Below are 26,594 nucleotides of genomic sequence, written 5' to 3'. Positions count from 1 at the left end.
GATTAAAAACGGTGATAGTAGCTTACGGTAGAAACCAACTCGCGAGTGAGTCCATCGGGATTAATATCGCGGTTAAAAATCTTGTGACCGATCAAAAGTTTTATACCGGATTGGACATTGAAGTTATAACCTGTTGTAAAAATTCCGGATAACGCCATGCCCTTTGCTTCATCTTGTTTGAAACGTTTGCCATTGGCATCGGCAATTTCATCTTTATTAATTCGTATGATGGGCAATACACCAAGTGAAAAATTGATTCTTGAAAAACGAAAGTTGCGTTCTGCCCGAAACATGATATCTGTTCCGCGCTTTAACTCTTTTGCTCGCGCATACTCTTCTATATAGTGCATATCCTCGCCGCTACCTTGCCATGCCGACCACAAAAATTGATTATTGTTTTTGTTGAAGGGATGTTGAATGCCGGTGGCAAACAACCAGTTTTTACTGATTAGTGAAATGCCGGTGATGAAATCATATGTCCCCAGGCTTGTCTGGTAATACATCGGCAGTGGATAACCATTTTCATCTTTATCAGATTTATTTGTAGGCAGTTTTCCTCCAACGGAAAGATTGATGTCAAATTTTTCCGTGGTATATAAAGTGCGTGTAATGCAGAGTGAAATATCGCCAAGGCCAGAAGTCTTCGCGAGCGAACCTGATACCGCCTGATACGGAAGTTTAACCTGGAAGGACGTTTTGCTGTTGAGACTAAAGTTAAGATCGGCTGTTGCAACGTATACGATAGGCGTCAGCGTTGTCGTGCCTCTGTAAAAACTGATTTCCATAGACCGGAGTTTCAGTTCTATCTTCTTGTTAAAAGGTTGATCGGGCTTCATGGCACCCATCGTACAAAACCCTGCATCACTGCATCCTTGTGCGAAAGTTGTACTATAGGCCATCATGAAGAGCAAGCAGGCAGGTAGAAATCTGGGCATGACAGGTATATTATCAAAACGAAGGTACTCTAAAAAATAAGAACCCCGAAGACTGATCTTCGGGGTTCGTGTAAAGTCTATTGTTACAAAATGTTTTTGCGAATTACATTCCCAGAGACTGGTTCTCGATGGAAGCAAGCTCAAGTACTTTTTCGTATTCACCGGCAGTAAGGTCGTTGTAGAAATAATGGACTGGATCTACCTGGCTTCCATTGATCAATACTTCATAGTGAAGGTGAGGAGCGGTAGACAAACCTGTGTTGCCTACATAACCGATGAGGTCACCACGTTTTACATTTTGTCCTGATCGCACTGCAAACTCGTGCATGTGCGCATAGCGGGTGCGGTATCCAAAGCCATGATCAACTTCAACCATTTTTCCGTAGCCACTGAATTTCACACTAACCTCGGCTACTGTTCCATCGGCCGTGGCATAGATTGGAGTTCCGATTGAAGCCGCGAAATCAATTCCTGTATGCATCTTCTTCACTTTATAAATCGGATGTGTTCTCCATCCAAAACCAGAAGCAAGTGCTAAAAGTTGTTTGTTTGAAATAGGTTGGATGGCGGGGATTGAAGCGTAAAGTTTTTCTTTCTTCTCAGCAAGCTTAACAACTTCATCCTGTGATTTTGATTCGATATATAGCTTCCTGCGAAGCAGATCAACTTTTTCGTTCAGGTCAATTACAAGGTCTTCGTGATCAATGTTCTTTTCACGAATATCTTCATAGCGGTCAGCACCACCGGCACCGGCATTACGAATGTCTTTATCAATGGGTTCAGCGCCCAACACGACACGGTATATATTGTCATCACGATGTTCAACATCACCCAGAATCTCGTTGAGACCCTTTACATCTTGTGTGAGCTTTTCATAATAGAACTCGAGTTCTTTGATCTCATTTTTGAGAATGAGTTCTTTGGGAGATTCAAAGTAGTTGGTGTACAGAATAAGAAGACCGACTGCCATTGCTACAGTCAACGAAAGAATGCCTAACGCATTCATCACAACATCACTGGTTTTGGTCTTTACCCGCTCGTATTTGCAGGTTTCAGTGTCGTAGTAATACTTAATCCGAGCCATAGTAAGTAAGGGTAAATCTGTAAATTAAATGTTTTTCGGACGAAAGGCTTTCATAACCTCTTCGTTACATTCGATAAACGGCCCTTCCAGCAGATCAATGCAGTACGGTATCGCTGGAAAGACTGCATCCAGACATTGCCGGATAGCCTTTGGTTTCCCTGGTAAATTTACGATCAAGGTGTGGTTTCTGATACCAGCAGTCTGGCGCGAAAGAATAGCCGTGGGTACGTATGTAAGACTTTCTGCTCGCATCAACTCTCCAAAGCCAGGCATCATTTTTTCACAAACGGCCTCTGTGGCTTCAGGTGTAACATCGCGTTTCGCAGGGCCGGTGCCACCAGATGTAATAATCAGACAACATTTACGATTATCGGCCATGTCGATCATCGTTTCCTCAATAAGATGCTGCTCGTCTGGAATTACTGCGTATTCTTTTTCCCAAGTACTCTTCAAATATTCATTCAACGTTTCAACAATTGCTTTCCCCGGTATGTCTTCATATATACCTTGACTGGCGCGATCAGACACGTTAATAATACCGATGCGAATGATTTGTGATAGACTCAAAACACTCAATAAGTTTAAAGTGTGAGGTTAAATGTACACAAACAACCTCAACCTTTAAACGTGAGAGCCTTGAAAATTGGAAGCAAATGAAGCCTATGACTGAAATTTGATGTTTTCAGATCTTCCTTTTTTGAATACTTGCCTTCCTTTATTGATTCCTTTACGCAATTCTTTTTGCTGTTCTTCGGGAAGCGCGATGATGTCTTTGCATTCGTCTGAGCAGCAGTTATTGTATTTCTCCGAGCACTCCTTGCATTGAATGAAGAGGAGATGACAGCCATCGTTTTTACAATTCGTATGATCGTCACAAGGCTTGCCGCATTGATGGCAGACCGCAATTATATCTTCAGTGATACGTTCACCCAGCCTTTCATCGAATACAAAGTTCTTTCCAATGAATTTATTCTCGAGCCCTTTTTCTTTTACATCCTGTGCATACTTGATGATACCGCCATCCAGTTGAAATACATTTTTGAAACCTATATGTTTCATCCATGCACTGGCTTTCTCACAACGGATACCTCCGGTGCAGTACATCAAAAGTTTTTTATCCTTCTGATCTTTCATCAGGTCTTCAGCCACCTGAAGTTCTTCGCGAAATGTATCAACATCCGGACACACTGCACCTTTGAAATGCCCTACTTCACTTTCGTAATGATTACGCATGTCGATGATCAGTGTATCAGGATCATCCGCGAGCTTGTTAAACGTAGCAGCATCCACATGTATACCGGAGTTGGTTACATCAAATGAGCTATCATCCAGACCATCGGCCACTATCTTTTTACGGACCAGGATTTTCAGTTTAAAGAATGACTTGCCGTTATCATCCACGGCTATATTCAGTCGGACACCATTCAGCCACTCGATGCTATAAAGACGTGATTTGAATTCAGCCAGGTTATGCTCCGGAACGCTGATTTGCGCATTGATGCCTTCACTGGCAATGTAGATTCTGCCCAGGATGCCAAGCATATCCAGATCTTTGTAGAGCTGATCTCTGAATTCCTGCGTATTTGTTATGAGATGATATCGATAGAAGGAAATTGTAACCCTCTTCTCCGGGGTCATGCGCATCTTCTCCTTGAGCAGACGGCTGTCAACGCGATTGTATAATGCCATGGATTAATTGCAGGTTAATCGTTGGTGTTTTTAATGCCTTTAAAGGCGGGTGCAAATTTACTAAGAATTCAAATCTGTCAAATAAGATTATTGAAAGTCTCCATTTACACTGTCAGTTGCGAAAAATTTCCAGATTAAATAAAGGGATAAAACAAATAGCTAAGGAAACTATATATCAGCGATTGCTATTCTTCGCCTGAAGCTTTCCGCGAATTAAAAGATTATACTCCTCGCATGTTAGAATACCTTGATCATTGCAATACGGGCAAGTCTTGTATTCATTGCCAAAAGCACCGCGGTGTATAATAACGTGATCACCTTTGCAAGCTGGGCAAACAACCTTGCCGCTGGGGCCGCAGTCTATATCATAATCCATCGAGAGTACTTCCTGCACTTTTTCGGCTTGCTTCGATTTCTCCTTCAGGAATTCAGCTTCCGCGAGCGTCTTCCATTGTATAGCTTCTTGTGAGAACTGACCGTTGGTTCCTTTCAACTGAATATACTTATTCAACCAATCTATACTTTGCTTATACAAAGTCAGGTGAAATGAGTTCTTACCGAAATAATAAGTGAGGTCTGAAGGGACACTTTTGACAGTAGCCAGTACGTGGCGAAAGATGCCGTCTGCTTTCTTATAGTCACCATTGTCCATATAGTAAACTCCGGAATCAAGCTCGCGCATGATTGCTGCTTTCTTAGCCTGCTCTTGTTGCCTCACATATTCATCTGCCAGTTGTTTATCTTGTGCCTGAAGCATAAAAGCACTGCTGATAAAGAAGAACAACATCAGGAAAATATATACTCCTTTTTTTATAACTCTTAATTCGCGAAAGCAATACGGCATATCCATTATTCGAATCGTTCTTTTTTTATATTAAGCCACTCAAGAGCAGCGTTGTGAAAAATATCTTCTTTCGTTGATGTGTCAAGGTCCATCTCTTCAATAAATGATCCAACCTTCAGGTCACCCAGCGGAAATGGATAATCAGTTCCCAACGTTATCCGTTTCGATCCCTGCAACTTCAAGGTATACTCCAGCATCAGCGGATCATGCGTAATGCTATCGACCCAAAACTTCCCTAAATAATTTTTAGGTGCCACCGGATTATCAATTGCCACCAGGTCAGGCCGGCATTCAAAACCATGTTGAATCCTTCCGATGGTTGACAGAAACGATCCGCCTGCATGCGCAAAGTTAACCCGCAGAGCAGGCAGTCTTTCAAATATCCCACCAAAAATCATACAACTCAAGGCCCTCGCAGTTTCGGCCGGCATGCCAACCAGCCATGGAAGCCAATAGCGTTGCATATTTTTTTCGCCCATCATATTCCAGGGGTGAATCAGCACCGCCATATCAAGCCTTTCGCAAGCTTCAAAAACAGGAAAGAACCGAGCTTCATTCAAATTCAGATCATTAATGTTGGAGCCGATCTGAATTCCATGTATGCCAATTTTCTTGCATCGTTCCAGTTCCTGAATCGCCAACTCGGTGTCCTGCATCGGGATGGTTGCCAACCCCAAATAGTTTTTAGGATATTGATTTATTAATAAAGCAATGTGATCATTGAGGTATTGCGAGATCGCCAGACAGTCGGCAGGTTTGGCCCAGTAGGCAAACATCACCGGAATTGTACACACCACTTGCACTTGGGTCTGGAAGAGACTATACTCTTCGATACGAAGTGTTGCATTCCACGCATTCTCATTGATTTCCCTGAAAAATTGATTGCCACGCATCATCTTGGCGAACCCGGTTCTATGATGCTGCAAGTATATAAAATCACCATAACCGAATTTTTCAGTCCAGTTAGGAAGTTTTTCAGGTATAATATGTGTATGAGAATCTATCTTCAACATAAGAGAAGGAACAAAGATAGAATCATTTTTTATCCTCGCGGCCTACGCTTGCGAGGAGATCCCCAGGGATGGTTATTCTTTTCTTTTTTCTCCACCTCCAGATAGCGTGAGAGCGTTACGTTTATCTGTGCGAATAAATCTCTTCGCCTGCCGGGAAAATCATATAGTGCCTGATAAGCATTAAGACGTTGCAGGTAATCATCCGAACGAGGATCAAAAATTCCGTAGTTCATTCTGAAGTCAAAAGACACAAGCCAATCATCTGTTGCTTGCCAGTCTGAACGAAATCCCATCAAAGCAAATACCTGGTATGACTTGAAATCCTTTTTTTCAAGCATAGCATATTCCGAAACTTCAGGTGTAACAACGCCATCGTACACAATGGTATAGTCTGATGGTAAGATGGGATAAACTTCCGTTGGGAAATTAAGTTTTGTTACAGAGTGGCTAACTGTTTCTTTTCCTTTTAACAGGTATGCAAAGCTTCCACCAGCCACAAGGCTTAATTTAAAAAAAGCGAGATCGATAACATGAAGTTTGAACGCAACAGGTATATTAATATACTGTTGATTTATTTTTCGTAAACCTTGCTGACCACCAACGGTATTGGTTACGTAAAAATTCTGACCGATGTTTATAATGCCAGGATTAACAAAGAATCCATAGCCCTCGTAATCTATGCCGTAATTCAAAGAGATGGGCGCAAACTTGATATCATAGCGATCTTTATAACGTGGATCTTTATTGATACCTTCATCCATGGTATAGCTCGATGTCATACCAGTACCAATGCCAACGGAAAGTGTATGCGTTTGAGCCTGACTGAAGGAAAATGGAAGCGACCACAATACAACAAATAAATAAAATCGAGTCATTCAGTTTGTCATAAGTTAACTACGATGGCAAAATAAGCAATAAATGTTTCACTCTACGGTGCGGGTTAATTTAAGCTGCAGTGATGTCATAATTATATTAAAATTGTATTAAATCGCATTCGAATAATTGAGATACAACATGCGAAACCTGTTTCAAGGGCTAAAGCTTCAAGGTAATATTTATGTGGTGTTGGTACTTAGGCTTTTGCTGGCAATGGCATTGTACACTCTATGCAGAATAGGTTTTTATTTTTTCAATCAGAGTTATTTTTCTGGGTTAGACTTCGGTGATTTTCTGCGCCTCTTCCTGGGTGGCTTGCGGTTTGATCTTACGGCTATTCTATATACAAATTCGCTGATCATTCTGCTTACTATTCTTCCGTTGCAGATACGTTTTCATAGGGTATATCAACAGGCATTGAAATGGCTCTTCTTTGTTTTTAATGGTATAGCTTTAGCGACTAACGTTTCAGATTTCATTTACTTCAGATTTACAGGGAGACGCACTACCGCGGATGTTTTCAAACAATTTGAAAATGAAGGAAACCTCGGAGGATTATGGCTGCGGTTTATATGGGACTATTGGTATGCCGTTCTATTCCTGATTGCACTCATCGTTGTGATGGTATGGCTATATAATAAGATTAAAGTGCAGGGGCCTATGCTGAAGAATAAAATTGTGTTCTATAGTACGGGCGTTCTTATGATGTTGCCTATAATATACCTGGTGATAGGAGGGATGCGTGGTGGTTTTCGACATAGCACACGGCCGATTACACTAAGCAATGCAGGAGAGTATGTGAAAGATTCAAAGGAGATCAGTCTTGTGCTGAATACGCCGTTCGCATTGCTGCGTACTATGGGCAAAACCAAAATTCAAAAACTGGACTATTTCAAGGAAGAGCAACTGGGCACTATATATACACCTATACATATACCGGTAGACACAGTAGCATTTCGCCCTGATAACGTTGTGGTCATTATCCTGGAAAGTTTTTCAAAAGAATTTTTTGGAGCGTTTAATAAGGAAAAAGAGAATGGTACCTATAAAGGCTATACACCTTTTTTAGATTCGCTTATTCAACATAGCCTCACCTTTAACTATTCGTTTGCCAATGGAAGAAAATCCATTGATGGTCTGCCCTCTGTGCTAAGTAGTATACCTTCATTAGGCGTGCCTTATTTCTTGTCACCGTATGCCGGCAATAAGATAAATAGTCTTGCATCTTTACTTAAACCCAAAGGATATCATACGTCATTTTTTCATGGGGCGCCCAATGGATCCATGGGCTTCCAAGCATTTATGAATCTGGCTGGCGTTGATCATTACTATGGAATGACAGAGTATGCAAATAATGATGACTCCGATGGGATGTGGGGAATTTGGGACGACAAGTTCTTTAACTTTTATGCAGACCAGCTGAACGGATTTCCTCAGCCGTTTATGAGTTCTATATTTTCTGTGTCATCACACCACCCGTTCAAGGTGCCAGAAGAATATGAAGGAAAATTCAAAGGAGGTCCATTGGTCATTCATAAATGTATAGAGTATACCGATTACTCCTTGAAGAAATTTTTTGCAAAGGCCTCAACGATGCCCTGGTTCAAGAATACACTTTTTGTGATCACCGCTGATCACACATCATCCGAGATTGAATTCCCCGAATCGCGAACTGCCTGGGGATTTTATTCGGTGCCTGTAATTTTTTATAAGCCGGATCATAGTCTTGCCGACTCATCTGATCAACTGATTCAACAAATTGATATCATGCCCTCTATACTGGGCAATCTGCATTTCAATAGCCCATACGTTGCGTTTGGCAGAGATATATTCAGAGAGACTATAAAGCCTCTTGCTTTCAACTATAAAGATAATGTATACCAGCTTTTTGAAGGCGATTACTTGCTTCAGTTTGATGGCATCAAAACGGTGGCGCTTTACAATTTTAAAACGGATAAACTTCTCGAACATAATTTGATAGACACACAACGTGATATCCTGGGGCCTATGGAGAATACGATGAAAGCAGTTCTTCAGCAATATAATAACAGGCTCGTGGAAGATCGTTTTACTATTAAGGATGTCACTCCTCAATAGCGAGTATATAATGATTCAAATGATCTCTTCGGATTTCGTGATTCAGAATTTGATAGCTATATACCTGTTTAGCATTTTAAATGATACGTTGTATTTTTCAAGCACCGCTCACGCAAGCGTGGTTTAAACCTTTGCGTTGAAAATAGCCCGAAACGCATGGTTTGTTTATGGATGATGGATATATTTAGTATGTTTGGAAGATCTTCTGTAGCAATGACGGAAAGATGTTACAGAAATCGTTTTCATTGTAAAGACCCTAATCAACTACTATAAGTGTCACACGTTTTAATCTTGGGAGCCAGCAGTGATGTTGCTGTCGCCTGCGCGCATGAGTTCGCTGCCAAAGGCTATAATCTATACCTGGCAGGAAGAGATACTGAAGCAATTGATATTCTTGCGAAGGATGCTCAGATCCGTTATCGTATCGCAGCACAGTCGTTGAAGTTCGATGCACTACAATCTGCCCAACACCAGTCTTTTTATGATGCACTGAATCCTAAACCGGAAATCACCATTTGTGTATTTGGGCTATTGGGAGATCAGCAAGTTTCTGAACGCGATTGGAGTGCGTCAGAAAAAGTTATACACTCGAACTATACCGGTGCAGTTTCAATATTGAACGCTGTCGCAAATGACTACGAGTCAAAGAAGGCAGGCATTATTATAGGCGTGAGTTCTGTAGCCGGAGAACGCGGCCGCCAGAGTAACTATATCTACGGAAGTGCCAAGGCTGGATTTACAGCATACCTTTCCGGACTCCGGAATCGCCTTACAAAAAGCAATGTCCAGGTTGTTACGGTAAAGCCTGGATTTATCAATACCCGAATGACGGAAGGTCTGAAACTTCCCAAGCCGTTAACAGCGGAGCCATCACATCTCAGTAAAGCTATATTTAAAGCTGCTAAGAAAAAGAAAGATGTGATCTATGTTCTACCGATATGGCGATTGATCATGTTGATCATTCGGAACATTCCTGAAGGCATTTTTAAGAAATTAAAACTCTAAAGAAAAAGACTAGGCAAGGTTATGATAGACGGCTTGTACGTCATCATCACTTTCAAGTGTCTCTACCAGTTTCAATACTTCATCCTGCTGCTCCTCACTCAACTCTTTGGTTGTAGTGGGGATGTAATGCAGTTCAGAACTCTTTGCTTCCAATCCTTTTGATTCAAGGAACTTCAACATGTGGCCGAACTCCGTGAACTTGGTATATATCACCAGTTCTTCATCGTTGCGCTCTATATCTTCGGCTCCAGCATCGATCAGGTCCAACTCAAGCTCATCGAGATTAAGCTTTGTCGGATCAAATTTGAAAACTCCTTTACGTTCAAAGAGGAAAGCAACTGAACCTGAATTTCCCATAGCGCCTCCATTCTTGGAGAAGTGAAGTCGCACATTGGCAACGGTACGGGTAGGGTTATCGGTAGCACATTCTACCATCAGCGGAACACCGTGCGGTGCATATCCCTCGTAGGTAACTTCTTGAAAATCTTTTTCTTCTTTGGAAGAAGCACGTTTGATCGCAGCTTCTACTTTATCCTTCGGCATGTTAAGGCCTTTGGCGTTTTGCATGGCCAGACGCAGCTTCGGATTGTTTTCAGGGAGGGGACCTGCCTGCTTTACAGCAATCGCTATATCTTTTCCTATCCTGGTAAATGCTTTGGCCATACGGTCAAAGCGTGCAAACATCTTGTGCTTTCGTTTTTCGAATATACGCCCCATGGTTGTACAATTAAGGATGGCAAAATTATACCAGATCAGGAATTAGTCAAGTCCTGCAAGCCTGTTATAAAGCAATGAAATGAAAATATATTTGATTAATATGCTTTCAGCATTACGCTGTAGCACGCTTGGCCTTTTCCCATACCACAGATTGCTTGCCACGCAGATAGCGACTCAGTCCAAAGTAGACCGACAAATTCATAACTGCGAAATAGTAAGGAACAAAGAATCCTTTAATAGAAATGTTCTTGTCGCGCAACAGGTATCCGGCGAAAGCGAGACCATAAAAGAAAATCTGCAGCGCCATGGTTAATTGATAGAAAGGCATTCCCTGAAACGCAAGCCATACATTGCTCAGAAAAATAAGCGGCAGAAAAAGAGGAGCGAGTGTCCAGCGTAAAACCCGGTGTGATATATACTGGAAGCTTAATATACCATAGCGAAACGGATTGAGCAGATAGGACAGTTTGGCCATGGCCTGAAAACCTCCTGCTGAGATCCGTACTTTTCTTTTCCATTCTTCTTTTACAGAAGCAGACGCAGTTTCGATGGCAAATGCATCCGGCTCGTAAGCAAATCTAAAACCTTTGGCAGTCACGCGCATCGACAAATAAAAATCTTCGATGATCATATTTTCAGTAGGTTCTTCAAACAATTCAGTTCGCAGTGAAAATAATTCGCCTGCAGCACCTACGATGGAATATACTTCGGCATCCTTTTTCTTTAGAAAAGACTCATACTTCCAATAAAGTCCTTCACCCGATCCAGATGCATTGTCTTTATCCTTGCTTAAAATTCTTTTTTCACCGGCTACACCACCAATCGTTTTATCCTGGTAATGTCTCACTATATTTTTGATGGCCAGATCATTGAGATCTGTGTTGGCATCACAGAATATAACTATAGGTGTTTTAACTTGTTTCATCACCCGGTTCACGGCATGTATTTTACCTTTCCGTTCGAAGGAGTGAAATAGTTGAATATTGGAATATTCTTTTATTATATCTGGCGTCTGATCCGTTGATCCATCGGTAACAAAAAACAATTCAAGCTTATCTTTTGGATAGTCAAGAGAGAGGGTATTTTCGATTTTTCCGCGGATAATATCAGCCTCATTATAGGCTGCAACCAGGAGGGTTACCATAGGCAATTGTTCATCTGGCAATGATGCTACAACGTTTGTTCTTCTCGTAAACTTCGAGAAAATATAAATTATCATGCCATACCCTACATAAGTATACCCGACTATCAGTATACCGAGCCAAAAGATTACTAAAGTCATGCTAACCATTGTTTCTGACCAATTAAACCACGAAACTACGAGTTACATTTAAAATTCTGAGAGGATAGAGTTATTATTAATTTAATTATTTTTGCAGGTCTATAGTTGGAATATGCGTTTTTTGCGCCAAATATTACTTTGTACTTTATTGGTTAAGGCTGGTCTTGCCTATGCGCAGGTACCCGTTACTTTACCAGACATTGTTGCCATGGATGAAGATGGTGCGCCCATCACCATCACGGTGCTGTCAAACGATATCGATCTTACCGGGCTTGATCCTCTTACACTGGATCTTGATGCATCCCAAAGCGGAGTACAATCTTCTATCACGATCACCAATCAGGGGCTGTTCACTGCGAACGCTTCGGGGGTTGTTACATTCACTCCTCATCCCAACTTTAACGGTACAGTTACAAATACCTATACTGTTCAGAATACTTTAGGGGTATCATCCCTTCCAACACTCATCACCGTGCTTGTGAATTCAATCAACGATGCACCGATAGCCAATGATGATGTTGATGGTGTTACTCCGGAAGATACACCTATAGCAATCAATGTAATTAACAATGATACGGATGTTGATGGTACAGTATCTCCATCATCGGTTGATTTAAATCCTACTGATCCGGGAATCCAGACTACCAATACCACTGGAGCAGGTAACTGGAGTGTAAGTGCTGGGGTTGTTACGTTAACCCCCTTGGCTAATTATAACGGTACGGCTACCCTAAACTATACAGTGAGTGACGAAAACAATGCGGTGTCCAATCAAGCTTTAATCCAAATTGCAGTTACTGCTGTTAACGATCCTCCTATAGCAGGAAATGATGATACTAATCTTACCACTCCGGAAGAACAATCATTCATTGTTAATGTTGTTGCAAATGACAGTGACCCGGACGGTACTATAAATGCCACTACAGTCGATCTCGATGTTACCAGTTCTTCCATTGAGAGTTCATTCACAAACAATGCCGGTAGTTGGACAGTGAGTGGAGGACTCGTTACGTTTACTCCAAAGGCTGAGTTTAATGGTCCGGCTTCTCTCAGCTATACGGTGCAGGACAATGCCGGAGCTACTTCCAATACTGCTAACATTTTAATAACGGTTACTGCTATAAATGATGTACCAGTTGCTAATGGAGACAACGCTTCTACGAATGAAGAGGCCGCAGTAACTTTCAATGTTACTGGGAATGATACAGACGTTGATGGAACCATTGCTGCGAATTCGGTAGATCTCAATACAGGCACAGTTGGTATTCAAAATACATTCATAACAGCCAATGTCGGTTCATGGAGTGTCAACACTACCGGTGATGTTACATTTACGCCCGTGCTGAACTTTATAGGCTCTGCTACACTAACGTATACTGTAAACGACAATGGTGGGGCAACATCCAATCAAGCCACGATCTCTGTAAGCGTTACTGATGTCAATGATGCTCCTGTTGCTACTAATGATGCAACCTCAACAAACGAAGAGACATTGGTTACTATAAATATAATTACCAACGACACGGATGGTGATGGGACCATCGCTGCCAATACAGTCGATTTGAATTTGACTACTTCGGGTATACAAGGAACTTATAGTGATGCTGCTGGTAATTATACAGTGAGTACATCGGGTATATTGAGCTTTACGCCCGCGACCAATTTTAATGGTGTAGCAACTCTTCAATATACTGTGAATGATAATGATGGACTTACTTCCAATGCAGGAACCGTAAGCATTACGGTGAACCCCGTTAATGATCCTCCGGTGGCTGTAAACGATGCTGCTTCCGGAAATGAAGACGCTGTTATTAACTTGAATGTGGTTGAGAATGATACGGACATCGATGGGACTATTGCCGCGAACACCGTAGACCTCAACACAACTGTAGCGGGTATTCAAGGCACAGCGACTACACCGAATGTAGGTTCCTGGAGTGTAAATTCTTCCGGTATAGTTTCATTTACACCGGTGGCGAATTATAACGGTACGGCTACACTTTTGTATAAGGTAAATGATAATGGAGGAGCAACTTCGAATGCTGCTACGATCTCTGTTACAGTCAATGCACAAAATGATATACCGGTTGCTGTGAATGACGCGGTCACCATCAATGAAGATGCGTCAGCGACACTAAATATAGTTTCCAATGACACCGATGCCGAAGGATCTGTTGCTGCCGGTACGGTAGATCTTGATCCAGGGACAGCAGGTATACAAACATCGTTTCCTGTAAATGGAGGAACAATCACGGTGAATGCTTCCGGTGTGATCGGCTATACACCGCTGATAAATTTTTATGGAACGGTTACCGCAAGCTATACGGTGAATGATAATGCTGGAGCCACTTCAAACATCGCTACCATTACCATTACTATTAATGCGGTGAACGATGTACCCATTGCCAACAACGACCTCTCGAATGCCGATGAAAATGAAACGATTGTGGTGAACGTTGTTGCCAACGACCTTGATGTTGATGGGACCGTGAATCCTGCTACAGTAGATCTCAATACAGCTTCACCGGCAATCGATAATACCATTACCAATGCGTCTGGAAAATTTACGGTTAACACCGTTGGAGAAGTAACGTATGTGCCAAGCGTTAACTATAACGGAACTGCATCCGTAAATTATACGGTGCGCGATAATACGGGGGCAACTTCCAATGCAGCCACACTTAGTATCCTTGTGAATTCCATTAACAGTTTGCCTGTTGCCGCCAATGATGCTATCACCATCAACGAAGATGCTATTGCTACTTTAAATCTTGTTACCAACGACACTGACCCGGATGGAAGCATTAATGCTGCAACCGTTGACCTTAACACAGCTGCTGCCGGAATTCAAAATTCAATCACAAACACACAAGGAGTTTTCTCTGTAAATGGATCCGGTATATTAACGTTTGATCCAACGGATAATAGTAATGGTACCGTAACCTTTAACTATACCGTGAACGATAATGTCGGTGCTACTTCAAATGAGGCGACTGTTACCATTACGATCAACAGCGTGAATGATGCACCGGTTGCCATTGCTGATGCTGCCAATGGTGGAGATGGTGTTGCTATAGTCATAGACGTCACGAACAATGATACCGATGTGGATGGCACCGTTAATGCTGCTACTGTCGACCTTGATCCTTCGGCTGCAGGCATTCAAGTTACCAAATCAACAGCAGCCGGAGCCTGGTCGGTTAACGCTTCCGGTATAGTAACCTTTACATCAGTCGTTAACTTTAGTGGCACCGCTACACTTCCGTATCGTGTTAATGACAACGGTGGGGCTACATCAAACTCTGCTTTGATTTCTGTAGCAGTCAACGCGGTGAATGATCCGCCAGTAGCTGCCAATGATGCAGGAACAACTACGGAAGACAACGCGCTGAGTATAAATGTAACGCTCAACGATACTGATCCTGAAGGGTCTGTGAATGGAGCGACCATTGATTTGAATCCTTCATCCGCAGGTATACAAAATACGATTACCACTTCTGCAGGTACGTTTACCGCAAGCACGGCATCACCGGGTATCGTAGTATATACACCAGTCGCGAATTTTACAGGTACCGCTACAACATCCTATACCGTGAATGATAGTGGTGGGCTAACATCAAACAGCGCTACGATCACCATTACTGTAACCGCAGCCAATGATGCTGCTGTTGCTGTCAACGATGTAGCTACCACCACCGAAGACACTGCCGTTAAATTTGATGTTACCACCAATGATACAGATGTTGATGGTACAATCGATGATGCTACGGTTGATTTGAATACAACTACAGCCGGCATTCAAAACAGCAACACCGTAACAGGAGGAACTTTTGCTGTCAACGCTACAGGTGAAGTTACCTTTACACCGACTGCAAATTTCTTTGGATCGGCCACGGTAAATTACCGCGTGAATGATAATACCGGAGCAACCTCCAATACAGCAACAATCACAGTAACGGTGCAAGCCGTAAATGATCCGCCTGTATTTGATGATATACTTCCGAATCCACAACGCGTGCTTCGTAACGGTGCACAGAAAACCATTACCATTACCGGTATATCTCCAGGCCCTGGTGAGAGTGAGCAATTATTATTAACGGCTACTTCCGGAAATACAACACTGATTCCTAACCCGGTTGTTACCTACAATGGTACCGCTGCAACGGCTACTTTAAAATATCAGCCGGCAGCGAATCAGTCAGGCTCCACAGATATAGTTGTAAAATTGATCGATCCCGGCTTTAAAGAATTTTCACGGACTTTTACTATAGATATAGTTGAGGTTAAATTTACATCCGATCCTGTGCTGGTTGCAGTCGAAGCAGAAGCATATCAGTATGACATTACCATTACCGATGTTGTTGATAATCTTACCATTGTAGCGACTCAAAAACCTGCATGGGCCACCTTGACATCCACCGGTAAAAATAAGGCAAAGCTGAGTGGAACACCTCCGGCAGGCGCACCTGCCACCAGTGTAGTGAAGTTACAAATCAAGGATGGCGCAAATGTATTGGATGAGCAACAGTATACCTTAACGGTTAATCACCGGCCTGTGGTGAGTTCGTTTGCCTTAAGCATCAACGAAGATATAGCAACGGCATTCCTGGCACAGAATTTTTCAGGTGCATATGCCGATCCGGATGGAAACCCGCTGACTGAAATTCAGTTTACGGCACTTCCACGACACGGTAACTTGTCATTAAACAGCACCATGCTCACAGTAGACTCCAAGATCCCTTTTTCATCCATTGGAAATGTTATATATCGTCCTGCCACAGATTATGTAGGCAACGATACAATTTACTGGAAAGCAAGCGATGGCTTTAGCTATAGCAATGCCAGCGCATATATAAGCTACACGATAGCTCCGGTAGACGATGCTCCGGTAATTACATTCCTCGAAACAGATTCTTTGCAGTACGAACTTGGAAGTGAAGACCCGCGTATACTGACCGCGCTGTTTGACGCGAAAGATGTAGATTCTGAATTCTTAACCAGTGCAGAGATCCGGTTTCGCCCTGATAATTTCGAGCCCGAACACGACCTGCTGATCTTCACCCCAACAACAAATATCACGGGTACCTACAACGAAACTACAGGAGAATTACTCTTATCAGGAACGGCAACCGTGCAAGAGTATGTACAGGCTATTCGCACAATTCAATATAACTATATAGATCTCACCGACATTAACCTTATTACGAAACGGGTTTCTATTGCATTGAGCGATGGTGTTAACCTGAGCAGTATCGATGACCGCTTCCGGTATATTCAGCTCATTTATACCTTCGAGGGCATCGACATTCCAAATGCATTTACACCCAACGGTGATAACGCCAATGACGTATGGAAAATATCTGCTTCCAAAGGACTGGAACAATATGATGATGCTGAAATCAAGATCTACAATAAACGTGGCACGCTCCTTTATAAAACAGCAGGGTTTGGCCGTTCCTGGGATGGTATATATAACGGTGAAGTACTGCCGCCAGACACATACTATTATACCATTGATCTGAAGTATAACAAAATCACATATAAAGGCATAGTAACGATTTTACGATAGGATTGAATATATGAGCAGATTTTTTACCATTATTTTTATTTTTCTGCCAGTAGCACAAGTTTTGTGTCAATATATACCCAATAGTGGTCAGGCGTTTCAATTTGCCACGGCCTATAACGCTGCCTTTGCCGGTGTTGATGAATTTACAGATATACGGCTCGGCTATCGCTACCAGATGGCAGGGTATGGAACCAACGCACCCAAGTTTATTAATGTTGTGGCCAATGTGCGTTTAAAGCAGCCGGCGGATGTAGTTACAAATTCATTACGACCTTCGAAGGGAAAAGGACTGTTAAGCACTGTACCGGCAGGGAAAAGAATTATTCACGGATTGGGCATCAATGTGTTTAATGAGAAAGTCGGATTGATCGAGCGATTGGGTGGGGGAGTGTCTTACGCCTTTCACTATCCGATATCGAAAACATTCAGACTATCGGCAGGCGTTACAGCATTTTTAGAGAATACATCGTTGGATGTAAATGGAATATACCTTGGCGAGAATCCTGATCAGGATCCCTTTTATGATCACTTGATGCAGGGAAGCTCAAAGCACTCTGAGTTCAGTATACGTGGAGGTATGTTATTGTATAGTAAGAATTTTTATCTCGGTTTATCATACTTCCCTATATATACAAAGGTAGTAACGAATTCCGATGTAGATTTCTCAGATCCATTTTACCAGGGAGCCATTCAAACGGGATTTATACTTCCGTTAAATTCAGATCTTACGTTAAAGCCAAGTGTGTTGGCGATAGTACAAACCGATCATCGTGTTTTACTCGATTATAGTATAAAGGGATATTTGAAAAACAAAGTATGGTTTGGATTGACTTACCGGGATATTAAAGCTGCTGTTGTATTGGCAGGATTCGATTTTACAAAAACATTAACCGTTGGCTATTCATACGAAATGGCCATGGGGGGCTTCAGTAAGTTTAATGATGGAAGTCATGATCTCGTGCTTTCGTTACGGTTAAACAACTTTAAAGGTCAGCGGTCATACACATGGTAAAGTATTTCTTTTTTTTCGCTACAATTTTATCATCTATAGCAGGCACTGCTCAAAATGTTGAGTTTGGTGAAGCGCGAAAACTTTCTTCCAGTATAAATACGGAAGCAGAAGAGCTTATGCCCCTGCTCTCGAGCGATGGATATACACTATATTTTGCCCGTTCCCTGTCGCCTCTTAACACGGGCGGGCAATATGCTGGTACGGATGTATGGATGAGCCGATACGATGTAACATCAAAAGACTGGGGGAAAGCTGATAATAACAGATCTGGTGTAAATACAGGCATGACCGACATTGTGATTGGTACCAGCGCCAAAGGAGATATACTATATTTACTTCGTACGGCTCCAACACGAAAGACAAAGGGGATTTATACCTGTAGAAAAATCAGTGATTCATGGGGCGACCCTGAATTAATTCCCATCGAAGGATTTGATTCACAGCAATTTCTCGGAGTATTTGTTTCTCCTGATCTGGAGGTAATCTTTATCTCGATGATGGGCGAGGACAGCGAAGGAGAAGAAGATTTATATGTGAGCGTAAAGAATCCGTCAGGAGGTTGGTCAAAGCCTAAGAATCTCGGCCCGACTATAAATACATCAGGTTTCGAGATCGCGCCTTATCTATCGCAAGATAAGAAACGACTATACTTTTCAAGCAGTGGTCATGGTGGCGCTGGTGACGCGGACATCTTTTATTCGGAGCGACTATATGATTCATGGGAAGCATGGTCGGTTCCGAAAAACATGGAGAAACTTAATACTAAAAATTTTGACGCGTACTTTTCAGTGTATGGCGATAGCGTAGCATTTTTTGCAAGCAATCGGGCCGGAGGTTCATCCGAGATCTATACTGCAAAAACGGTGAAGCCTGCTGTAGAAATAAAAACGGATTCACGCGAATACCTCACCGATGCACAAGTAGAAGCACAAGCAGGCAAAGTCGTTACGGTATATAAATTTGCCCCGTCATCGTCCTCACTTTCAGAAAAACAAATGCAACAGCTGATGAAACTGTCAACAGCGTTTGCACCGTCAAGCACAATTAAAATTCATTTAGTTGCCCATAAACCCGCTGAATCGGCATCACTGGATGTTTACCAAAAAAGATTGTTTACAATTCTCAATCAATTGAAAAGAGGAGGGATAACCGGATCAAGAATTACGTTTGGTGTTGAGTTAAAGAACGCTACATCGATTTCGGACGAAGAGCAAGTGGATATTCTTTTTTACAAATAACCCAATATGGAATTAACCGTATTAATTTTAGTATTTTTGATCTAATCATGTACAGATGGATTTCTATCTTATTTTAAAAACTCTTCAGCGCAGACTTTGGGTGTTAATCATCTTCCCGTTAATAGCAGTTGCTTGCGCTGTTTTTTTGGTGTTGCAGATGGATAAGGTTTATAATTCGTATGCACATCTGGCTACGGGTTTTACGGCTGATGATGCTGTTAGACTCAATGACCAATCTTCTAACTCTTTCGAGATCAACACTCGCTTTACAAACGTAATCGAGTCCATGCACTCATTACCTGTACTAAGCCTTGTATCGTATCAGTTGATTCTTCATGATCTTGAAAGTGACACACCTTTTCGTAAAATTGAAAACAAAGAAGACCTTGATTTCCCGCTTACCCAAACTTTTTTAGCGAAAGCGAAAGAGGGTTTCAAGACACGTATATCGGAGATTAAACCGTTGAATACATCTGATCAGTTTGATTACCAGCTTTTTGAATTATTGAAAGCGTATGGTTACGATTATGAAGCGCTGTCTGAGCAATTCAGTATCAAACGACTCACTACATCCGATTTTATTTCGGTAGACTTCAGCTCCGAGAATCCATTTCTTTCAGCGTTGGCGGTGAATACACTTTGCAAGGAGTTCATCCGCTATAATAAAATTTTGAAGGGCGATCGTTCATCAGAGTCCATTGACTTTTTAGAAACTCTTGTGCGTGATAAAAAACGTATACTCGATGAAAAGGAAGCGTTGCTGAACGACTATAAGGTAAACAACAATGTGTTTAATTATGGCGCGGAGAGCGAAGGCAAAATAGCGCAGATCACCGAAGCCGAAATGAACAAAGAGCGTGAAGAGAAAAACATCAACGGATATCGCCTCGCGCTGGCGCAGATCGAAGAAAGAATGCAGGGCAGTACAACGCTTAACAAGCAAGAAGTTATACAAGTCAATCAGCACATCATCGATTTAAGAAGAAGAATAAACGAGATCACGAACTCAGGCACTACACAGGAAAAAGAATCTCTTGGAAAGCTTCGGGATGAATTGCAGCTGGAAATCAGCCGCCTTGATTTCTTAAATGAATCAAAAGAAAAAGATGAGTCTGCAGATTTGAAAAAAGAGCGCGATAACATCAAACTTCAACTGCAGATAGCAGAGTCTAATTTCGCTTCCGCAGATCTGGCACTTCGTAGATTAAAGTATGATGTATCAGGCTTTGCTACGAAAGAAGCAAAGATATCCGAATTACAACGTGATGTACAGGTCGCTTCACAGGAGTATCTGGATGCACAGGATAAATTCAACTCATCCAAGAACAAAGCCTTGGTGGTGGGAAGTTCTATACGCCAAATACTGGAAGCTCAACCGAGCCTTGAGCCGGAGCCTTCAAAAGGTATACTCATCATCGCGCTGGCTGGTATAGGAAGCTTCGTGATTTGTGTTGTTGTACTCTTGCTCATTGAATTTGCCGATATGAGTATTCGCATTCCAGATCGGTTAGAACGTCTCACAGGGTTAAGTGCCATCGGATCATTGAATCAAATAAAGATCAAAGGATTTGATTTGCGTAAAACATTTGCTGCGAAAGCAACCGATAAAGAGTCCACTACATTTGTTCACTTTCTGCGGAAGCTGCGTTATGAAGTACAAAAATCAGAAGGTAAAGTATTCATGGTTTCCAGTACACAATCGCATGTCGGGAAATCCTTTATCATCATTTGTCTCTCCTATACTTTGAGTCTTGTAAACAAGCGGGTATTGATCATCGATACAAACTTTAAGCGCAATTCACTTACTAAATTACTCTTGCCGGTTACTGATAGCAGTCGGCTTTTGAAACGCGGTGCAGTAGATGACAACAAGACCTTATTGTTGAATGGAAAGGATGTAGAAGAAGAGGAACCTGCATTGGAAGATAATCACAACATCATCTATAAAACAGAATTCAAAGGGGTTGACATTATTGGAAATATAGGAGGGACGGATTCACCTTCAGAGATATTGGCAGGACGTGACTTCAAAGAGATGATTACAAACCTGTCATTGCAGTACGACTATATATTTCTGGAAGGTCCATCGATCAACGAGTATTCAGATTCAAAAGAGTTGATCGACTATGTCGATAAAGTAATCGCAGTATTTGATGCCAACACAAACCTTAATCACTTGGATAAAGAGTCTATTAATTATCTCAAATCCATGAAAGAAAAAATGCTTGGCGCTATTCTTAATAAAGTACAACTTAAAGATCTTTCAGTTTAGCATCGGCTGGTAAACTATGGGCAAAAACTCGTATTGGCTTAGATCAGGTTTTTACTCCATGGGATACAGGTTGGCTGTACTGATCTTTGGTTTTGGAAGCTTCTATTTTCTAATCCGCTATTTTACAAAAGCAGAATTCGGGGCATGGGCGCTTTTCATAAGTATCACTACCATTATAGAGATGTCCAGGAATGGGCTGATCCAGAACGCAGTGATCAAGCTCATTCACAACAGTCACCCCGATGATGTCGGCAAGATTGTACTATCATCGTTTATCATTAACATTCTATACTCCGGCCTGATCTATACTTTACTGGCAAGTTTTTCCGGAGTGCTCAGCAGAATGTTTCATATACCCGACATCGGTGATATGTTCGTATACTATGGTATAACGATACTCCTTCTGGTTCCATTCTCACAGTTCAACTATATACAGCAATCCAAATTTAGCTTTAGCGGTATATTCTGGAGTACAGTATTTCGTCAGGGAAGCTTTTTTATTTCCGTGTTGATCATCTGTTTGCTCAAGATTAAAATCACTCTGGTGGATCTTGTGCTGGTGCAATCTGCATGTACATTTTTAGGACTGATCTGTGCTTACTTCTCAGCACGAAAATTTATTCAGGTAACGTACGCCTGGGACATTAACATTATTAAAAGAGTACTCGGTTTTGGCAAGTATGTGATGGGCACCAACATCAGTTCACTGTTGTTTAAGACAGTCGATCAATTCTCGGTTGGGTATTTCCTGAACACAAATATAGTGGCACTGTATAACTCTGCTATACGGGTGTCCAATCTTATCGAATATCCCAGCACAGCGGTAGCAGAAGTGGTATATCCGCAAAGCGCCTTTCGAACAAGTTCGGAAGGAGACCATGCAGCAAAAGTTCTGTATGAGAAGTCTGTTGGGCTCACGCTTGCGCTGACACTGCCTGTTGTAATTGGTACTGTTATTCTCGCGGACTATATAATCTTTATCATTGCCGGGCCTGAGTATCACGAAGCTGCAGCAATATTAAGAGTCACTATACTATATGGAATCTTTACGCCTTTCAGTCGGCAGTTTGGTACAGTGATGGATTCTTCCGGGCGACCCAACTTAAACTTTATACTCAACTTTTCGAGTGTATTCTTCAACATAGCGAGTAATTACTTTTTCATTCAGCAATATGGAATGATTGGGGCTGCATTTGGAACACTGCTCTCGAACGTAGTGATCTTTATAGCAGGTAACATTATGCTTACCCGGATTTTTAAAATTGAACTTCGACAGGTATTTCACTACATGTTCTTTTATTACGGAGTGGGATTTGATTTTCTTCAGAAGAAACTAAAAACGAAACTACAAGGATGAACAAAGGAGTAGATATAGTCATGCTTGCTTTGGCGCGTTGGGATGGACCGTATGCATCAACGGCTTTTTCGTTGGCCAAGGAGTTGTCAAAAAATAACCGTGTATTCTATATCGACAATCCTTTTACCATGAAGGATGTTTTTTCAAATCTGGACAAGGCCCAGATTCAATCGCGATTAACACCGTTGTTTACAGGGCAGAGTATAGGAAAGCAAATATATCCTGACAATCCGAACCTGATTAACGTACGCACGAAAGCAGTTATTCCAATCAACTTTATACCGTACGGAAAACTTTACAATTCGCTCTCACGGGTAAATAACCATGTCGTGAATCAGGCGCTTCGTTCCATCATCAAACGATACAATATTTCCCGGTTTATATTCATCAATTCATTTAATCCGTTTTACCTGCAGGATGTTACTGAATTTAACCCCGCGTTAACAGTATATCATTGTGTTGATAATATAGCCGAATCAAAGTATATAGGCAAGCATGGAAAGATTCTGGAGGCCGGGGCCATGCGTGATTATGATGTAACCATCACCACTTCAAAGAAGCTTTGTGAAATGGCGCTGCGCTATACGCAAAATGTGCATTGTTTGCCAAATGCGGCAGATTTCACTCATTTCCAAAAAGCGGTTTATGAACCCCTTTTAAGACCCACTGAACTGAAAGGGCTGGAGTCTAAGAAAATAATTGGCTATATTGGACATGTCGATTTTCGTATCGATTACGAATTATTGAACACGTTATCGCGTACCCATGCTGACAAGATTATACTCATGGTAGGACCCGAGCATGTGGCGGATAAGGATAAGCTGGAAAGGCTGCCTAATGTCATCTCCACCGGAAAGAAATCATTTGATGATTTGCCGGCATACCTCAAGTATATGGACTGTGCAATCATTCCTTTTTTAAGAAATGACTTGACGGCCAGTATATATCCTCTTAAATTAAATGAATACCTGGCAGCCGGAAAACCTATTGTAACAACAGGCTTTTCACCCGACCTTGAAGATTTTGGTAACACTATACGGATTGAAAATACAATCGATGGTTTTGTAAAAGGAGTAGAACAGGAAATAAATACAGACTCCATCGGTAAACGTGAGCAGCGCATGCAAATGGCAAGTCATAATACATGGTCATCACGCGTGGAGAATTTCTGGCAGATTGTGTCTCCGTTAATTGAAAACAAGAAGGTATATGGATAACAGAAAAATTCCGATACATCATCAGCTTATGGAGTGGTTGCTTATTATAATGGCTATCGCGGTGAATGGTATATTCTTTTCAATCATTGTTTTTTAAAGAAAGGTGGAGGAAAAAAAGAACTATACATTAGATTTTACAGCTGATCCAACGCTGAAGAAGCAAGGACCAGGGATTCCGTTTTTACGGAACCCCAAAGGTATATTGCACTCACCGTTGATATATGTAGTGCTTTTGTTTCTTTCCGTTGGTATAGGATTTTCGTTTTCACTGTTCGGACCTACATTCGGTTTCTTGATCATTGGCATGACGATCGGTATTCCGACTGTGCTATACTCCATGATCAACCTCAAGTTCGGCATTATTGTCTTACTGATTATATCATTCTTCCTGCAAGGATTTAATCGTTTTATATCCGGTGTACCGCTGGGAATTGTTCTGGATATTTTTTTGGTAGTGATGCTGATCGGATTGATGATCCGTAAATGGCAGGCAGGCGATTATACACTTGCCAGAAACCCTATCAGTTATGTTGTGTGGGCGTGGATAATTTATAACGTTCTGGAATTCTTTAATCCAATCGCTTCTACGCAAGCATGGATCTTCGTTATTCGCGGTATCGCCATCCTGATGATTTTTTATTTTATTATACTATATGCTATAGATGGCGTTGCATACTTCAAAGTGCTGCTCAACATGTGGATCGTGTTATCACTGATCTGCGGACTATATGGGCTGTTCCAGGAATTTAATGGCATGCTGCCATTCGAGAAAAGCTGGATAGCAGCAGATGAATTCAGGTATAAATTGATTTTTAACTGGGGACGTTATCGGATTTTTTCCTTTCTCAATGATCCAACGGTGTTTGGAGTGTTGATGTCCTTCTCCGGACTGCTATGCGTAACACTGCTCACAGGACCTTTTAATATACTATATAAGATCTTCCTGTCATTTTGTGCAGTAGTCATGCTACTGGCCATGGTATATGCCGGAACACGTACAGCCTACGCCATGTTACCCGCAGGTTTTATCTTCTATGCATTGCTCACGTTCCAAACCAGAACACTGGCCTTTGCCGGCTTCGGACTGGCAGTAGGTGCCTTTATAATTTTCTCCGGTATACGTAGTGTGGGGCCGTTCTTAAGTACCAATAGTCTCGAACGGATTCGTTCTACATTCTCACCAAGTGAAGATCCTTCGTTTCAAGTACGGGAGAGGAGTCAGGCTTTTATCAAGCCGTTCATTCAGTCACATCCTTTCGGTGCAGGCCTGGGAAGTATTGGTATCTGGGGGCAGCGATTCAACCCCGGCTCGGCATTGGCTGAATTTGCACCTGATAGCGGCTACGTGCGTGTAGCCGTGGAGTTAGGGTGGGCAGGCCTCTTGCTCTATTGCATCTTCTTTACGGTAATTTTAAGTGTTGGTATACGAAACTATTATCGAATGCGATCGCCTGAGCTGAAGGCCTATATGGCCGCGCTCGTAGCCGTAGTGTTCGCAATTGTAATCGGGAATTACCCACAACAAGTATTAATACAGGTACCAACCGTTTTGATTTTCTACGCGATCATGGCGATGATTGTCAGGCTTCGCGAACTCGATGAAGAAACATACAAAGAATAAACCCATATGAAAATTTTCAACGCTTTGCTTTTTACACTTGCGCCTTTGATCGTTACTGCACAGACTGTCGATTACAACAAAATTGTAATTCCGGAGAGAATCACTGCTGTAACGTTTGATGAACGTTTGGTGCAGCTTGCCTGGAAAAATCACCCCTCTAATAAAATCGTACAACAGAATGTTGAGATCGCCAAGAATGAAAAGAACCTCGCACGCTGGGCCTGGCTCGATAACATTTACGCGGTAGGTAACTTGAATGAATTTACAATCGAACCCTCCAGCAACGAACGCTCAACATTTTATCCACGCTATAACTTCGGTGTGCGTTTTAGCCTGGGAACATTTGTACAGACGCCCATCCAGACCAAAATTGCAAACGGCCAGATGGTAAATGCAAATCATCTTGTTAACCAGCAAAAACTTTTAATCCGCGATGAAGTGCTCACCAGCCTGGAGAAGATGAAAGAGAGTTATAAAATTCTGAAGCTGAGACAATTTGTAAAGGAAGAGTTTTACCAGATGTATAAAGAAGCCGAAAAGAAGTTTCAGACAAATGAAATAAACCTCGAGCGGTTAAGAGCTACGCTGCAGGAATACTATGGCCGCTCAGAAGATCTCATTCAGGCGCAGTCCAGTTTTAATCAGGAAAAAATCAACCTGGAATCATTAACCGGTATAAAGCTGGAAGATGTAGAAGGATATAGCGCTTTCCTGGCCAAGCTGGATGAGGAAGCAAAACAAGACTTGTAAAAGAGAACAGAGGGGG

19 protein-coding genes are annotated in these 26,594 nt (G+C 41.9%); 10 read left to right on the top strand and 9 right to left on the bottom strand.

Annotated features, from left to right (window positions below; translation table 11 throughout):
- Positions 1-2: 2 nt before the first annotated feature.
- The 7 genes from B5Y40_RS20760 to B5Y40_RS20730 all read right to left on the bottom strand — a co-directional run bounded on the left by B5Y40_RS20760 (position 3) and on the right by B5Y40_RS20730 (position 6,440).
- Positions 3-935 (bottom strand): hypothetical protein, encoded by a 933-nt coding sequence (locus B5Y40_RS20760; RefSeq protein WP_143785861.1) that lies wholly within the window; start codon positions 933-935, stop codon positions 3-5.
- A gap of 103 nt (positions 936-1,038) precedes the next feature.
- A complete protein-coding gene (locus B5Y40_RS20755; protein WP_079688759.1) occupies positions 1,039-2,019 on the bottom strand; it encodes a M23 family metallopeptidase in 981 nt (326 codons plus the stop codon).
- A gap of 24 nt (positions 2,020-2,043) precedes the next feature.
- The gene (gene mog, locus B5Y40_RS20750; protein ID WP_159453796.1) at positions 2,044-2,571 is read right to left on the bottom strand and encodes a molybdopterin adenylyltransferase; all 528 of its coding nucleotides are present in this window, start codon (positions 2,569-2,571) and stop codon (positions 2,044-2,046) included.
- Between the two features lie 108 nt (positions 2,572-2,679).
- Entirely contained in the window at positions 2,680-3,708 is a 1,029-nt protein-coding gene (gene trhO, locus B5Y40_RS20745) for an oxygen-dependent tRNA uridine(34) hydroxylase TrhO (protein ID WP_079688758.1), read from the bottom strand.
- Between the two features lie 175 nt (positions 3,709-3,883).
- The gene (locus B5Y40_RS20740; RefSeq protein ID WP_079688757.1) at positions 3,884-4,558 is read right to left on the bottom strand and encodes a thioredoxin domain-containing protein; all 675 of its coding nucleotides are present in this window, start codon (positions 4,556-4,558) and stop codon (positions 3,884-3,886) included.
- Complete coding sequence (locus B5Y40_RS20735; RefSeq protein ID WP_185145741.1) at positions 4,558-5,565, bottom strand: amidohydrolase family protein; 1,008 nt, start codon at positions 5,563-5,565, stop codon at positions 4,558-4,560. The genes B5Y40_RS20740 and B5Y40_RS20735 overlap by 1 nt, the downstream gene beginning before the upstream one ends.
- A 29-nt stretch (positions 5,566-5,594) precedes the next feature.
- Complete coding sequence (locus B5Y40_RS20730) at positions 5,595-6,440, bottom strand: outer membrane beta-barrel protein (protein ID WP_079688756.1); 846 nt, start codon at positions 6,438-6,440, stop codon at positions 5,595-5,597.
- Positions 6,441-6,579: 139 nt separating this feature from the next.
- Between B5Y40_RS20730 and B5Y40_RS20725 the strand changes: the two genes are divergently transcribed.
- Positions 6,580-8,538: an LTA synthase family protein gene (locus B5Y40_RS20725; RefSeq protein WP_079688755.1), complete on the top strand. Its 1,959-nt coding sequence runs from the start codon at positions 6,580-6,582 to the stop codon at positions 8,536-8,538.
- A gap of 273 nt (positions 8,539-8,811) precedes the next feature.
- Complete coding sequence (locus B5Y40_RS20720) at positions 8,812-9,543, top strand: SDR family oxidoreductase (protein WP_079688754.1); 732 nt, start codon at positions 8,812-8,814, stop codon at positions 9,541-9,543.
- Positions 9,544-9,552: 9 nt separating this feature from the next.
- Here B5Y40_RS20720 and B5Y40_RS20715 read toward each other — a convergent pair whose 3' ends face one another.
- Both B5Y40_RS20715 and B5Y40_RS20710 read right to left on the bottom strand, forming a co-directional pair.
- A complete protein-coding gene (locus B5Y40_RS20715; protein ID WP_079688753.1) occupies positions 9,553-10,260 on the bottom strand; it encodes a YebC/PmpR family DNA-binding transcriptional regulator in 708 nt (235 codons plus the stop codon).
- A 112-nt stretch (positions 10,261-10,372) separates the two neighbouring features.
- On the bottom strand, positions 10,373-11,542 hold the full coding sequence (locus B5Y40_RS20710; RefSeq protein ID WP_317043565.1) for a glycosyltransferase family 2 protein: 1,170 nt from the start codon (positions 11,540-11,542) through the stop codon (positions 10,373-10,375).
- A gap of 121 nt (positions 11,543-11,663) precedes the next feature.
- Between B5Y40_RS20710 and B5Y40_RS20705 the strand changes: the two genes are divergently transcribed.
- The 8 genes from B5Y40_RS20705 to B5Y40_RS20670 all read left to right on the top strand — a co-directional run bounded on the left by B5Y40_RS20705 (position 11,664) and on the right by B5Y40_RS20670 (position 26,578).
- Positions 11,664-17,111, top strand: coding sequence for a tandem-95 repeat protein (locus tag B5Y40_RS20705; RefSeq protein ID WP_159453762.1), 5,448 nt, complete (start codon positions 11,664-11,666; stop codon positions 17,109-17,111).
- Between the two features lie 10 nt (positions 17,112-17,121).
- Entirely contained in the window at positions 17,122-18,123 is a 1,002-nt protein-coding gene (locus B5Y40_RS20700; RefSeq protein ID WP_079688750.1) for a PorP/SprF family type IX secretion system membrane protein, read from the top strand.
- Positions 18,117-19,361, top strand: a complete 1,245-nt coding sequence (locus tag B5Y40_RS20695) for a PD40 domain-containing protein (RefSeq protein WP_079688749.1) — start codon at positions 18,117-18,119, stop codon at positions 19,359-19,361. The genes B5Y40_RS20700 and B5Y40_RS20695 overlap by 7 nt, the downstream gene beginning before the upstream one ends.
- 55 nt (positions 19,362-19,416) lie before the next feature.
- Positions 19,417-21,633: an exopolysaccharide transport family protein gene (locus B5Y40_RS20690; protein WP_079688748.1), complete on the top strand. Its 2,217-nt coding sequence runs from the start codon at positions 19,417-19,419 to the stop codon at positions 21,631-21,633.
- Positions 21,634-21,649: 16 nt separating this feature from the next.
- Complete coding sequence (locus B5Y40_RS20685) at positions 21,650-22,990, top strand: flippase (RefSeq protein WP_079688747.1); 1,341 nt, start codon at positions 21,650-21,652, stop codon at positions 22,988-22,990.
- Positions 22,987-24,207 (top strand): glycosyltransferase, encoded by a 1,221-nt coding sequence (locus B5Y40_RS20680; RefSeq protein ID WP_079688746.1) that lies wholly within the window; start codon positions 22,987-22,989, stop codon positions 24,205-24,207. Before B5Y40_RS20685 ends, B5Y40_RS20680 begins: the two co-directional genes overlap by 4 nt.
- Before the next feature lie 103 nt (positions 24,208-24,310).
- A complete protein-coding gene (locus tag B5Y40_RS20675; RefSeq protein ID WP_079688745.1) occupies positions 24,311-25,828 on the top strand; it encodes an O-antigen ligase family protein in 1,518 nt (505 codons plus the stop codon).
- A gap of 6 nt (positions 25,829-25,834) precedes the next feature.
- Complete coding sequence (locus B5Y40_RS20670) at positions 25,835-26,578, top strand: TolC family protein (RefSeq protein WP_079688744.1); 744 nt, start codon at positions 25,835-25,837, stop codon at positions 26,576-26,578.
- Positions 26,579-26,594 lie beyond the last annotated feature (16 nt).

The organism is Ohtaekwangia koreensis, assembly GCF_900167975.1.
GTDB lineage: Bacteria > Bacteroidota > Bacteroidia > Cytophagales > Cyclobacteriaceae > Ohtaekwangia > Ohtaekwangia koreensis.
This window is presented reverse-complemented; position numbering and strand designations above follow the sequence as displayed.